The 13,790-nt window shown below is 60.3% G+C and carries 11 protein-coding genes; 1 reads left to right on the top strand and 10 read right to left on the bottom strand.

The genetic code is table 11. The features are described from left to right. Positions 1 to 20 precede the first annotated feature (20 nt). Entirely contained in the window at positions 21 to 1,736 is a 1,716-nt protein-coding gene (locus QYQ93_RS23115) for a ShlB/FhaC/HecB family hemolysin secretion/activation protein (protein ID WP_338475550.1), read from the bottom strand. A 492-nt stretch (positions 1,737 to 2,228) separates the two neighbouring features. Here QYQ93_RS23115 and nadA point away from each other — a divergent pair, with 492 nt between their 5' ends. Next, on the top strand, positions 2,229 to 3,287 hold the full coding sequence (nadA, locus tag QYQ93_RS23110; RefSeq protein WP_338475549.1) for a quinolinate synthase NadA: 1,059 nt from the start codon (positions 2,229 to 2,231) through the stop codon (positions 3,285 to 3,287). Between the two features lie 152 nt (positions 3,288 to 3,439). Here the strand turns inward: nadA and QYQ93_RS23105 are convergent, their stop codons facing one another. The 9 genes from QYQ93_RS23105 to QYQ93_RS23065 form a co-directional block, all read right to left on the bottom strand. Beyond that, the gene (locus QYQ93_RS23105; protein WP_043049095.1) at positions 3,440 to 3,928 is read right to left on the bottom strand and encodes an RDD family protein; all 489 of its coding nucleotides are present in this window, start codon (positions 3,926 to 3,928) and stop codon (positions 3,440 to 3,442) included. A 95-nt stretch (positions 3,929 to 4,023) separates the two neighbouring features. Further along, entirely contained in the window at positions 4,024 to 4,236 is a 213-nt protein-coding gene (locus QYQ93_RS23100; protein WP_043049094.1) for a cold-shock protein, read from the bottom strand. 392 nt (positions 4,237 to 4,628) lie between these two features. Next, positions 4,629 to 5,753, bottom strand: coding sequence for a glycine cleavage system aminomethyltransferase GcvT (gcvT, locus tag QYQ93_RS23095; protein ID WP_338475548.1), 1,125 nt, complete (start codon positions 5,751 to 5,753; stop codon positions 4,629 to 4,631). 176 nt (positions 5,754 to 5,929) lie between these two features. Further along, the gene (gene gcvP, locus QYQ93_RS23090) at positions 5,930 to 8,767 is read right to left on the bottom strand and encodes an aminomethyl-transferring glycine dehydrogenase (protein ID WP_338475547.1); all 2,838 of its coding nucleotides are present in this window, start codon (positions 8,765 to 8,767) and stop codon (positions 5,930 to 5,932) included. 10 nt (positions 8,768 to 8,777) lie between these two features. After that, positions 8,778 to 9,161: a glycine cleavage system protein GcvH gene (gcvH, locus tag QYQ93_RS23085; RefSeq protein WP_043049089.1), complete on the bottom strand. Its 384-nt coding sequence runs from the start codon at positions 9,159 to 9,161 to the stop codon at positions 8,778 to 8,780. 427 nt (positions 9,162 to 9,588) lie between these two features. Beyond that, positions 9,589 to 11,097 carry a sigma-54-dependent transcriptional regulator gene (locus QYQ93_RS23080; protein ID WP_338475546.1) on the bottom strand — a complete coding sequence of 503 codons (1,509 nt, stop codon included), beginning with the start codon at positions 11,095 to 11,097 and terminating at the stop codon, positions 9,589 to 9,591. 209 nt (positions 11,098 to 11,306) lie between these two features. Further along, positions 11,307 to 11,669 (bottom strand): DUF5064 family protein, encoded by a 363-nt coding sequence (locus QYQ93_RS23075; protein WP_043049087.1) that lies wholly within the window; start codon positions 11,667 to 11,669, stop codon positions 11,307 to 11,309. A gap of 18 nt (positions 11,670 to 11,687) precedes the next feature. Next, positions 11,688 to 12,617 carry a carbamate kinase gene (gene arcC, locus QYQ93_RS23070; protein ID WP_043049085.1) on the bottom strand — a complete coding sequence of 310 codons (930 nt, stop codon included), beginning with the start codon at positions 12,615 to 12,617 and terminating at the stop codon, positions 11,688 to 11,690. A gap of 153 nt (positions 12,618 to 12,770) precedes the next feature. Next, a complete protein-coding gene (locus QYQ93_RS23065) occupies positions 12,771 to 13,781 on the bottom strand; it encodes an ornithine carbamoyltransferase (RefSeq protein ID WP_338475545.1) in 1,011 nt (336 codons plus the stop codon). Positions 13,782 to 13,790: the final 9 nt, after the last annotated feature.

Raw genomic sequence — 13,790 nt, 5'->3', positions numbered from 1 at the left:
GCAGGCTCATATTTGCGCGCTCAGATCTGCAAGCTCAGGCGTGTCAGCCAGACCTCCGGCTCCTGGCGAAAACCTGTGGGGGTGTTGAGGTTGCGTTGGTAATCGAAGTCGAGCTGCACGTTCTTCCAGCTCAGGTTGAGCCCCGCGCTGGCGCCGCTCAGGCGTTGGCTTTGGGCGCCGTGTTCGCGCTTGACCCAACCGTTGTCCAGGCCCAGGCGCGGGGTGATCTTCACCGGCAAGTCGCTGTTCAGCGGCAGGCGCAACGTGTTGCGCCACACTGCGCCAATCGCGCCCGAGCTGCTGTTGTCGCGGTAGCCGCGCACGGCCGAGTCGTCGGTGACCAGCAACTGTTCGATGGCAGGCAGCGCGTCCGGGCTGTATTGCACCGACAGCTGGCTCTGCCACTGCCACGGTTGCGCTGACCATTGGCCGTTACGCCATTGGCTGAGGTTGGCGCGGTACTTGTGAAACTGCGCCTTGGGCCGGTTTTTGTGCATCTGGTCGGCATCGCGATCGGCGCCGAACCAGGTCAGGCCCTGGGCGTAATTGAGGTCCAGGTTCCACACCGCGCTGTTGAGCCAGAACAGGTTCAGGCCGGCCTCGGCCACCGTCAGTGTGGGGCTCTGGATGTCCAGGTGAGCCTTCTGTAGGTAACTGTCGACGTCCTTGTAGGCCAGTTGCAGGTTGGCACTCAGTTGATGGCCCTGGTCGCGCCACAGCACCCGGTCGCTGCGCAGGCTGACCTGATCGGTGCGGCCGCTGTTGTAGAGCGTCGTGCGGCTGAGTTTGAACGGCGAGCGGTATTCGGCATGGCTGGCGAACAGGCTGTAGGTCCAATAGCCGTAGGGGATCGAATAGAACAGGCTGTGGCTGCGGCTGTAGCGCGGCCCATGGTTTAGCGTGTCGCTGAAACTCAGGTTGAGCGAATCGCCCAATTGCAGCGGGCTGTCCAGGCTCAGGCTGAGGGCATTGCGATCACGCCCGGTGCCGGCGCTGCCGAGATTATCCAGCCCAAGCCCCAGGGCCCAACGTGAGGCACTGCTGCGCGAGCGCAGGATGATGCGCGAGGCGCCCGCTTGGCTGCCTGGGGCGATGTCGGCGGTGAGGTCGACCGAGCGCAGGCGGTTGAGCTGGTCCAGGCCCTGTTCCAGGTCGCGCAGGTTCAGCGGTTTGCCGAGCATCCCGGGAAACGCTGCGCCTAACGATACGGGCAGGCTCTGGTCGGCCAGTTCGATGGCTTCCAGGTAGCCTTCCTCGACGTGAATATCCAGCGGCTGCCCGGCGCTCGGCGCACTGATCAGGTAGGGACGGCTGGCGATATACCCGGCCTCGACATACAGGCGCGTGATCTCGGCCAACAGTCGGTTGATCTGGGTGACGCCCATGCAGGGTGCAACGTAGGGCTCGATGTGTTTGTCCAGCTCGGTGCGGTTGAACAAGGTGGCCCCGGCCAGGCGGATACCGCGCAAAGGCCAGCAGCGTTCATCCTTGGCGATGTCTTTGGGCGCCGCCGGTGTGACCGAAGGCGTCCCGAAACGGCCGCGTTGCATCTGGCGCTGGCGCTGCTCCAGTTGTAATTGCTGCAGGTCGCGCTGCTGTTGCTGCTGCAAGCGAAGGGCTTCCTGGCCTGGCTGCGGCGCTTGGGCGGCAGCCACCGGCAGCGCGCTCAGGCAAAGCAGGATGATGCCCAGTTTTTGAATACGACAGCAGTGTCCGGTTGTGGGCTGAATTGGCACTCGACATCCTTAATGTAGAAACACACATGATCTATGCCTCCTGAGCCAAACCGTGAACTCAGGGGAGTTGCCACACTGGAGTCATCATTAAACGGTTCGTTACATGAGCGGGGGATTTATTGCACAAAACGTGAGGAGTACCACGTTATTTAGGGAAAAAACGCACAAAATCAGTGCGTGCTGGGTCAGTGGTAACCCGAAACGCCAATATTTTAGGGGTGTGGTTGGCGTCGGAGGGGAATAGGGTTTTTTTGATTGTTGCAGTTAATGCGCTTAATCATTGCGTTTATAGCAGGCAGCGGTGCGCCCGGCAGTCGCGTCCCGACACACCAGATTAGGCTTTTGAATCCATTCGATATTCTGTAGCCTTGCGCAGCTTCAGCTTTACCCGTGCTTGATGAACAAAAACACTTCGTCCGGCGGCGCCCGAAGGGCTCCAGAGCCGGTGGTACACTCGACTTTCGCGCTACTGCGCTTGCAGGTCTTGCGAACATGACGCACATTTCCGAACGCCTACTGGTTCAAGCCCACCTCGACGCCAAGCAGCCCAAGGTGCTCAGCGCCGCGCAAGAGGCGAGCCTGCGCGCCGCCATCGCCGCCGAGCTCAAGGCTCAGGATGCTGTGCTGGTTGCCCACTTCTATTGCGACCCGGTAATCCAGGCCCTGGCCGAAGAAACCGGTGGCTGTGTTTCCGACTCCCTGGAAATGGCGCGCTTCGGCGCCGCCCACCCGGCCAAGACCGTGCTGGTGGCCGGTGTGCGGTTCATGGGCGAGACCGCCAAGATTCTCACCCCTGAAAAACGCATCCTCATGCCGACCCTGGAAGCCACCTGCTCCCTGGACCTGGGTTGCCCGGCGGATGAGTTCTCTGCATTCTGCGACCAGCATCCCGAGCGCACCGTGGTGGTGTACGCCAACACCTCGGCGGCGGTCAAAGCCCGTGCCGATTGGGTGGTCACCTCAAGCTGCGCACTTGAGATCGTCGAAAGCCTGATGGACAACGGCGAGACCATCATCTGGGGCCCGGACAAACACCTGGGCACCTACATCCAGCGCCAGACCGGTGCCGACATGCTGCTGTGGGACGGTGCCTGCATCGTCCATGAAGAGTTCAAGTCCAAGCAGTTGGAAGACATGAAGGCGCTGTACCCGGACGCGGCGATCCTGGTGCACCCGGAATCGCCGACCTCGGTGATCGAGCTGGCGGATGCCGTAGGCTCGACGAGTCAACTGATTGCTGCAGCGCAGCGCCTGCCGAACAAGACCTTTATCGTGGCAACTGATCGCGGCATCTTCTACAAGATGCAGCAGCTGTGCCCGGACAAGATTTTCATTGAAGCGCCTACCGCCGGCAACGGCGCGGCATGCCGCAGTTGCGCGCACTGCCCGTGGATGGCGATGAACACGCTGGAGCGCACGTTGCAGTGTCTGCGTGAGGGCAGTAACGAGATCTTCGTCGAACCGTCAGTGATTCCACAGGCGGTGCGGCCGCTCAAGCGCATGTTGGATTTCACCCAGGCCGCACGCCTCAAGCTGGCAGGTAACGCATAGCCCAGGTGTGAACACTTTCCAAATGTGGGAGGGGCGGTGCGACGATTCGACTTGCTCCCGATAGCGGTGGATCAGTCAAGATATCTGGTGACTGTCACACCGCCATCGGGAGCATGCCCCCTCCCACATTTTGATCTTCACTTGGCAGGTGGTTACTTCTTTTGCTTGGGGATCCGCACCAGCTGCGTATCCGAATAGATGTCATGCCAGCTGCGCTTCTGTTTATCGAACAACGACCAGATAAACCCCAGCCCCGCGCATAACCACGACGCAATCGACACCACAAAACGCAACAACGCCTGCCACAAGCTGATGCGCGAACCGTCGGCATTTTGCACGCGTACGCCCCACACCTGCATGCCCAGGGTTTGCCCGGAATGGGTCCAGAACTTGGCGAAGAACCCAAACAGCACAAACAACAGGATTGTCGAAAGCAACGGGTCACCATCCAGCGCGCCGGATTCGGTGAGGGTGCGCATTTTCGCTTCGCCCACAAAGGCGATCCACACCAGCTTGTAAATAAAGGCGGTGACGATCAGCAGCGCTGTGCACAACAGAAAATCGTAGAACATCGCTGCCAGGCGACGGCCCAGGCCAACGGCGGGGAATTGGCCTTGGGGGCTTAGCAGGTGCTTCGACATGGCAGGGCTCTCAGGAAGAAAAGCAGCATTTTACGGACAAACGCCCATAAAAAAGCCCCTGATGTCATATCAGGGGCTTTTTGTCGCAGGAAGGATCAGGCTTCTGGTTCTACTTCGTCAGCCTGCATACCTTTCTGGCCTTGTGCCGGAACGAAAGTTACTTTCTGGCCTTCTTTCAAGCTCTTGAAGCCGCTGCCTTTAATGGCGCGGAAATGCACGAACAGATCCGGGCCGCTTTCAGGAGTGATAAAACCAAAGCCTTTTTCGTCGTTAAACCACTTGACGGTACCGCTCTGACGTTCAGCCATTTTCTTCTTTCCTTTGACGCTAAAAATTAATGACAGCCCCTTTCACATGAAAGAGTACTGGGCTGGGTTGCAGGAAAGTAAGAGACGTCGAACGGGTTGTAGCAAAACTTTTAGCTACTGCCCAGGTCCAGGTTCCAAGCGACCCATGCAAACACAGTGAAGGAACTCTACGCCAACTAATATGAAAAAAACAAGCCCTGCGCAGGGCCCTGTTTTTGCTCGGGCACATGACACTTTGTTGAACGTAGTAGATGCGAGTTATTCGATAGAGTTATTCACTTGTTATAGGAGACTTCCTATAGAAAAGACTATCGCGTATGCACTGTTTTATGGCGGCTGCGTTACAGTTTAGTGCGCGTAAGCGCAGCCGCGTTACTTATGGAAACATTTAATCAACCGCGATAGTAACGCTGTGGCACGAATGGCATTTTACTTACACGTAATGGCACCTTTTTCCCACGCACCAGTGCAGAGACTTCGCTATCCAGTGCAGTAAAGCCGCTGTCCAGGTAACCCATGGCCAGCGGACCGCCCAGGGTTGGACCAAAGCCACCGCTGCATACGCTGCCGATCAGGGTGCCTTGTTCGTCGACGATCTCGGCACCTTCACGCACCGGGGTGCGTTCCTGGGGCAGCAAGCCTACGCGCTTGCGGCTCACGCCGGCTTGTTGCTGGGTGAAGATGCGGTCGGCACCCGGGAAACCGCCGGCACGTGGGCCATCGGCACGCCGAGCCTTGGAGATTGCCCACAACAGGCTGGCTTCGATTGGCGTGGTGTCGGTGTTCATGTCATGGCCATAGAGGCACAGGCCGGCTTCCAGGCGCAGGGAGTCGCGGGCGCCCAGGCCGATGGCCTGTACTTCGGTTTCGGCCAGCAGGCTGCGGGCCAGGCTTTCTGCGTTAGCTGCCGGGACGGAGATTTCAAAGCCGTCTTCGCCGGTATAGCCGGAGCGGCTGACGTAGCAGTCCACACCCAGCAGGCGCAGGGTGGCAAATTGCATGAAGGTCATCTGGGTGACCTCTGGCGCCAGACGCGCCAGTACCTTCACCGCTGCCGGGCCTTGCAGGGCCAGCAGGGCGCGCTCTTCGAACAGCGGCTCGAGGGTGCATTGGTCGCCGATATGTTTGCGCAGATGCGCCAGGTCCTGGTCCTTGCAGGCGGCGTTGACCACCAGGAACAGTTCGTCGTTGCCCAGATTGGCGACCATCAGGTCGTCGAGGATGCCGCCTTGCTCGTTGGTGAACATCGCGTAGCGCTGCATGCCCACCGGCAGGTCGATGATATCGACCGGTACCAGGGTTTCCAGGGCCTTGGCGGCATTGGCGCCGGTCAGGCGGATCTGGCCCATGTGGGACACGTCGAACAACCCGGCCTGTTCACGGGTGTGCAGGTGTTCCTTCATCACGCCCAGCGGGTACTGCACTGGCATGTCGTAGCCGGCGAAGGGCACCATGCGCGCGCCCAGCTCAAGGTGCAGGGCGTGCAATGGGGTTTTCAACAGGGTTTCGGTGGACATATTCAGCTCCTGAAAAACGTGCTGGCGCGCGGTTAGGCGTCAGCACTCGATAATGTTGTCAAAAATGTGGGAGCGGGCTTGCGCGCGAAAACGGGCTGTCAGTTGATGCACCTGTAACTGATACACCGCTTTCGCGAGCAAGCCCGCTCCCACCTTTGATCGAGTTGACCTTCAGGTTATGCGTAGCTCTCGATCGACGGACATGCGCAGACGAGGTTGCGATCGCCAAACACGTTGTCGACCCGGCCAACCGGTGGCCAGTACTTGCCTTCGATCAGCGAGGCGACCGGGTACACCGCTTGTTCACGGCTGTAGGGGTGTGACCACTCGCCGACCAATTCTGCGGCGGTGTGTGGTGCGTTTTTCAACGGGTTGTCGTCCTTGTCCAGCGTGCCGTTTTCCACCGCGCGGATCTCTTCGCGGATGGCGATCATGGCGTCGCAGAAACGGTCCAGTTCTTCCTTGGATTCACTTTCGGTCGGCTCGATCATCAAGGTGCCTGCCACCGGGAACGACATGGTCGGCGCATGGAAACCGAAGTCGATCAGGCGCTTGGCCACGTCATCCACGCTGATGCCACTGCTGTCTTTCAACGGGCGCAGGTCGAGGATGCATTCATGGGCCACCAGACCGTTGCTGCCGGTGTAGAGCACGGGGTAGTGCTCTTCCAGGCGACGGGAAATGTAGTTGGCATTCAGGATCGCCAACTGCGAGGCGCGCTTGAGGCCGGCGCCGCCCATCATGCTGATGTACATCCAGGTGATCGGCAGAATGCTCGCGCTGCCAAACGGTGCGGCACACACCGCGCCTTCCTTGCGTTCCATGGCTGCGTGGCCCGGCAGGAATGGCGTGAGGTGCGACTTGACGCCAATCGGGCCAACGCCTGGGCCGCCACCGCCGTGGGGGATGCAGAAGGTCTTGTGCAGGTTCAGGTGGGACACGTCGCCGCCGAACTTGCCCGGTGCGCACAGGCCAACCATGGCATTCATGTTGGCGCCGTCGATGTACACCTGGCCGCCGTTGTCGTGGATGATCGCGCAGATTTCGCGGATGCCTTCCTCGAACACGCCGTGGGTGGACGGGTAGGTGATCATCAGCGCGGCGAGGTGCTCGCGGTGCTCGATGGCCTTGGCGCGCAGGTCTTCGATATCTACGTTGCCACGCGCATCGCAGGCGGTCACCACCACGCGCATGCCGGCCATGTTGGCGGTGGCCGGGTTGGTGCCGTGGGCCGACGATGGGATCAGGCAGATGTCGCGACGTGCTTCACCACGGCTCTGGTGATAGGCGCGGATGGCCAAGAGGCCCGCGTATTCACCTTGGGAACCGGCGTTTGGCTGCAGGGAGATCGCATCGTAGCCGGTGGCCGCGCAGAGCATGGCCTCCAGTTCGGTGGTCAGTTGCTGATAGCCGGCGCTTTGCTCAGCCGGGGCGAAGGGGTGCAGGGCACCGAACTCGGCCCAGGTCACCGGGATCATTTCGCTGGCGGCGTTGAGCTTCATGGTGCACGAGCCCAGCGGGATCATGGTGCGGTCCAGGGCCAGGTCCTTGTCGGCCAGCTTGCGCAGGTAGCGCATCAGCTCGGTTTCGGAGTGATAGCGATTGAATACCGGGTGGCTGAGGATCGGTGACTGGCGCAGCAAGGCGGCAGGCAGTGCGCTGTCGGTGGCGGCGAAGGCGGGCAGGGCCTTCCCGTCGGCGAAGATCGCCCACAATGTCTGGATATCGGCCTGGGTGGTGGTTTCGTCGACCGACAGGCCAACACGTTCGGCGTCGACTACACGAAGATTGATGCGCTGGGCGTGGGCCTTGTCATGCAAGGCTTTGGTGTTGGCGCCGGTGTTGAGTGTGATCGTGTCGAAGAAGTTTTTCTGCTCGACCTTCAGGCCCAGGGCGGTCAAACCCTTGGCCAGGATCGCGGTCAGCTGGTGAATGCGCTGGGCGATCTGGGTCAGCCCCTTGGGACCGTGGTACACGGCGTACATGCTGGCGATGTTGGCCAGCAGCACTTGGGCGGTGCAGATGTTGCTGGTGGCTTTCTCGCGACGGATATGTTGTTCGCGGGTCTGCATGGCCAGGCGCAGGGCCGGCTTGCCGAAGCGGTCGACGGAAACACCGACCAGGCGCCCCGGCATATCGCGCTTGAACGCATCCTTGGTGGAGAAGTACGCCGCGTGCGGGCCACCAAAGCCTAGCGGCACGCCGAAGCGTTGCGCACTGCCAATGGCGACGTCGGCACCGAACTCACCCGGCGGGGTCAGCAGGCTCAGGGCCAGCAGGTCGGCGGCCACGGCCACCAGGGCGTTGGCGGTATGGAAGCGCTCGGTCAGCTCGCGGTAATCAAATACATCGCCGTTGCTGGCCGGGTATTGCAGCAGGGCGCCGAAGAACGGGCTGACGTCGGTCAGTTCGCGCTCATCGCCGACCACCACGTCGATGCCCAGCGGTTCGGCACGGGTGCGCAGTACGTCGAGGGTTTGCGGGTGGCTGTGCACCGAGGCGAAGAAGGCATTGCTGCCCTTGTTTTTACTCAGGCGCTTGCAGAAGGTCATGGCTTCGGCGGCGGCGGTGGCTTCATCGAGCAGGGACGCGTTGGCGATTGGCAGTCCGGTGAGGTCGCTGATCAGCGTCTGGAAGTTCAGCAGGGCCTCCAGGCGGCCCTGGGAAATCTCGGGTTGATACGGCGTGTAAGCGGTGTACCAGGCCGGGTTTTCCAGCAGGTTACGCAGGATCGGCGACGGCGTATGGCAGTTGTAGTAGCCCTGGCCGATGTAGGTCTTGAACAGTTGGTTCTGGCCGGCGATGGCCTTGATCCTGGCCAGGGCCTCGGCTTCGCTCAAGCCGTCTTCCAGGCCGAGCACGCTGGTGCCCTTGATGCTTTCCGGGATCACGCTGGCACTGAGGGCTTCGAGGGAATCAAAGCCCAGGCTGGCGAGCATCTGCTGCTCATCTGCCTGGCGCGGGCCGATGTGGCGGGCGATGAATTCGTTGGCGGTGGTCAAATTGATACTCATGGCGCGCTCCTCAGGCTTCTGCGTTGGCTTTGATCAGGCGGTCGTATGCATCCTGATCCAACAGCTTAGCCACTGCCTCGGCGTCGGTCGGTTTAAAGCGGAAGAACCAGCCTTCACCCATCGGGTCTTCGTTGACCAGTTCCGGGCTGTCACTGAGCTTGTCGTTCACTTCCAGCACTTCACCGTCCAACGGCATATACACGCCGCTGGCGGCTTTTACCGATTCCACGGTGGAGGCTTCAGCGCCCTTGTCGTAAGCCTGCAACTCCGGCAGTTGCACGAAAACCACATCACCCAGCGCGTTCTGCGCAAAAGCGGTGATGCCCACGGTGACGCTGCCATCGGCTTCGGCGCGCAGCCATTCGTGATCTTCAGTGAAACGCAACTCGCTCATGGAAACTCCTCAGGGCCAGAATCGTCTGGTGGACGGGATTGGAATAATGGGGAGTTGCTTAGCAATATTGCGGCCAAGGTTTTTAACCCTTTATAAATCAACAGGTTAATAAAATAGGTTGTGACGTTAGTGCATTTGGCTGTAGCGATTTCGCTACAGTCGAGTGCTTTAAAAAAAGCCTATGTGGATCAAAGCCTTGCATGGCGCGCAAAAAACAGGGTTGTAGCGATATCGTTACGCTGTAGCGCTTTCAGTACATGCAATGTCGTTCTCAGACCAAAACTTGGAATACATTCAAAACTGTGGGAGGGGGCTTGCTCCCGATAGCGGTGTATCAGTCAAACATTTATGGCTGACACACTGCTATCGGGAGCAAGCCCCCTCCCACATTGTCTGTATTCCACATTTAGATCCCGTACCCTTGCAATCAGGGCTTGTTGGGAATGCCGTACTTGCGCAGGCGATGGGCAATCGCCGTGTGGGAAGTCTGCAACCGGCTGGCCAGTTGGCGGGTCGAGGGGTAGCTGGTGTAGAGCTTTTCCAGCAGGTCGCGCTCAAAGTCTTCCACGGCCTGTTCCAGGCTGTCGACTTCGCCATCGTTCTGGCGTGCCACGGAGGTGCCGGCGATGTCCAGGTCGCCGATGTCCACCAGGCTGCTTTCGCAGATAGCAGCGGCGCGGAAGATCACGTTTTGCAGTTGCCGCACGTTGCCCGGCCAGCGATTGTCCAGCAGTGCCGGATAAGTGCCGGGCGCCAGGCGGCAGACCGGGCGCTGGATCTGCGCGCAGGCCTGCTGCATGAAGTAGCGGGCCAGCAGCAGGATGTCCTGGCCGCGTGCGCGCAGGGGCGGTACTTCGACGTTGAGGACGTTGAGGCGGTAAAACAGGTCTTCGCGGAAGGTGCCTTCGCTGACCATCTTTTCCAGATCGCGGTGGGTGGCGCTGAGGATGCGCACATTGACCTTCACTTCGCGGTCACCGCCCACACGGCGAAAGCTGCCGTCATTGAGAAAGCGCAGCAACTTGGCTTGCAGGTACGGCGACATCTCGCCGATCTCATCCAGAAATACCGTGCCCTGGTTGGCCAGTTCCATCAGCCCCGGCTTGCCGCCGCGCTGGGCGCCGGTAAAGGCGCCCGGGGCGTAACCGAACAACTCGCTCTCAGCGAGGTTTTCCGGGAGTGCCGCGCAGTTCAAGGCCAAAAACGGCGCACTGTGGCGTGCGCTGGTGGCGTGACAGGCGCGGGCCACCAGCTCCTTGCCGGTGCCGGTTTCGCCCTGGATCAGCAGCGGTGCATCCAACGCCGCCACCCGTTGCGCTCGCGCCTTGAGGGTGCGGATGGCCGGGGATTCGCCCAGCAGCGCATCAAAACCTTCGGCATGGTCGTGGTGCAGTGCCGACAGTTGCTCGCCGATGCGATTGGGCTGGTAGAGGGTGAGCAGGGCACCTGCGTCAGTGATTGGCGTGGCATCCAGCAACAGGGTCTGGCCGTTGACGCTGATCTCGCGCAACGGCAGGCGAAAACCATGTTCCAGCAAAGTGTCCAGCAGCGTTGGGTCATTGAACAGCTCGGCAATGCTTTCCCCGGCCGGCTCGCGTCCGTACAGCGCGATCAACGCCGGGTTGGCCAGCAGGATCTTGCCCGCGCTGTCCAAGGCCAGCACCGGGTCGGTCATGGCTGCCAGCAGGGCGTCGAGTTGCAGGTGACGGCGTTGGCCCGGCAGGATGTCGACCACCTTTACCGCTTGCACGCCGTGCACGCTGAACAACGCGTCGCGCAACTCTTCGAGCACCTCGGCGCTGAGAGTCGGCGCATCGATATAGACGTTGGGCGGCACCATCTCCACCGCATCCAGGTTGAGATTGCGCCCACCGAGCAAGGCCAGGACTTCCTGGGTGATGCCGACGCGGTCGATGAAGCTGACGTGGATACGCATGGGGCGATTGGTAATTCTGGAGAGCAGAGGCGGCAAGTATGCCTTGGAGCGGGGCGTAGGTGAAATCTGACAAATGATGGAGATCAAAATGTGGGAGGGGGCTTGCCCCCGATTGCGGTGGATCAGCAAATAAATCTGTTGCTGACACACAGCCATCGGGAGCAAGCCCCCTCCCTCATTTTGAACTGCACTGTGTCAGTGCAGGCGTGTTATTCCAGGTGTTCGGGCTTGACTGGATCACCTGATTTCACATCCAACTGATGCCGCACATCCTCGAACATCAGGTCGTACTGCTTGTGCATCGACCCATTCAACACCGCGACTTTCGGCATGCCGTATTTCTGCGCAATGTTCATCGCATGCCGCGCAAAGTCGAAGGCCTGGTCCTTGGGCAGGAAGAACTCTTCCTTGAGGTCCTTGCCCTGCACCGAACCGTGCAGCTTGAAGAGCATTCCCTTGCCTTCCTTTGGGTCCTGGCTGACTTCATAGTCGATGCACAGGTTGTAGCTGTAGTCGTCTTTGTTAAGCGCGTGGCGTTCAACGTGCAAGTGACCGGGTTCAAAGGTAGCCATAGGCGTATCTCCTCTACTTCACAGATAAGTGATGCCAGGTTTTGCCGTGCTGATGCGGGTGCCGGCGCTGCCCTGGACAATGGCTTCGATGTCCGAGAGTGAACCGATCACCGCGGTTTTGCCAGTCTGGCGGGCGAACTCGCAGGCCGCTTGCACCTTGGGCCCCATGGAGCCGGCGGCGAAGCCGAGTTTTTCCATGTCGTCCGGGTGGGCCTGGCCGATGGCCTTCTGGGTTGGCTTGCCGAAATCGATAAAGGCGGCGTTGACGTCGGTGGCAATCACCAGCAGATCGGCGTCCAGTTGCGCGGCCAGCAGCGACGAACACAGGTCTTTGTCGATCACTGCTTCAATGCCCTTGAGCTTGCCGTCTTCGCCATACATCGTCGGGATGCCGCCGCCGCCGGCGCAGATCACGATGGCGTTTTTTTCCAGCAGCCACTTGATCGGGCGAATCTCAAAGATGCGTTTGGGCCGCGGGCTGGCGACCACACGGCGATATTTGTCGCCGTCGGGGGCGATGGCCCAGCCTTTTTCGGCGGCGAGTTTTTCTGCCTCGGCCTTGGAATACACCGGGCCGATGGGTTTGGTCGGGTTCTGGAACGCCGGGTCCTTGGCATCGACTTCAACCTGGGTGAGCAGGGTGGCAAACGGTACTTCGAAGTCCAGCAGGTTGCCCAGTTCCTGTTCGATGATATAGCCGATCATGCCTTCGGTCTCGGCGCCCAGCACGTCCAGCGGGTAGGGCGAGACGCTGGTGTAGGCCGCCGCCTGCAACGACAGCAGGCCCACTTGCGGGCCATTGCCGTGGGCGATCACCAGCTCATTGCCGGCGTGGATCTTGGCGATCTGTTCGGTGGCGATGCGGATATTGGCGCGTTGGTTGTCTGCGGTCATGGGTTCACCACGGCGCAGGAGGGCGTTGCCGCCCAGGGCTACGACGATGCGCATAATGCAATCCTTCTAGGGTGTGAGCACAGAGCCCAATGTGGGAGGGGGCTTGCTCCCGATGGCGGCGGGACAGTCAATTTATCTATAGCTGAGCCACCGCTATCGGGAGCAAGCCCCCTCCCACATTTTTGAACCCTGTTCCGACAGTGAGAGTTAGATATCCGCCAGTGCCGACACCAGAATGGCCTTGATGGTATGCATGCGGTTTTCCGCCTGCTCAAAGGCAATGTTGGCGGGTGACTCGAACACTTCCTCGGTTACCTCCACACCGTTGGCCAGGTGCGGATACCGCGCTGCGATGTCCTTGCCAACCTTGGTTTCACTGTTATGGAACGCCGGCAGGCAGTGCATGAATTTCACCCGGGGGTTGCCCGAGGCTTTCATCATCTTGGCGTTGACCTGGTAGGGCAGCAGTTGCTCGATACGCTCGTCCCAGGCTTCCACTGGCTCGCCCATCGACACCCAGATATCGGTGTGGATAAAGTCCACGCCCTTGACCGCTTCGGCAGGGTCTTCGGTAATGGTGATGCGTGCGCCGCTTTCCTCGGCAAACGCTTGGCATTGCTTGATGAAATCGTCGTGCGGCCACAGCGCTTTCGGCGCGCCGATGCGCACGTTCATGCCGAGCTTGGCGCCGATCATCAGCAACGAGTTACCCATGTTGTAGCGTGCGTCACCGAGGTAGGCGTAGCTGATGTCATGCAGCGGCTTGTCGCTGTGTTCGCGCATGGTCAGGGTGTCGGCGATCATTTGGGTCGGGTGGAATTCGGCAGTGAGGCCGTTGAACACTGGCACACCGGCGAACTTGGCCAGCTCTTCGACGATTTCCTGTTCGAAGCCACGGTACTCGATGGCATCGAACATCCGGCCCAGGACGCGGGCGGTGTCTTTCATGCTTTCTTTGTGGCCGATCTGCGACGACACCGGGTCTATATAGGTGACGTGGGCGCCCTGGTCATGGGCCGCGACTTCGAAGGCGCAGCGGGTGCGCGTCGAGGTTTTTTCGAAGATCAACGCGATGTTCTTGCCTTGCAGGTGCGGACGCTCGGTGCCGGTGTATTTGGCGCGCTTGAGGTCGCGGGACAGGTCCAGCAGGTAGTTCAGCTCACGAGTGGTGTGGTGCATCAGCGACAGCAGGCTGCGGTTGCGCATATTGAAAGCCATGATGGAATC

Origin of the sequence: Pseudomonas khavaziana (genome assembly GCF_036704165.1) — a bacterium.
GTDB lineage: Bacteria > Pseudomonadota > Gammaproteobacteria > Pseudomonadales > Pseudomonadaceae > Aquipseudomonas > Aquipseudomonas khavaziana.
Note: the sequence above shows the minus strand (reverse complement) of the source record. Positions and strands in the feature narration are given on the sequence as shown.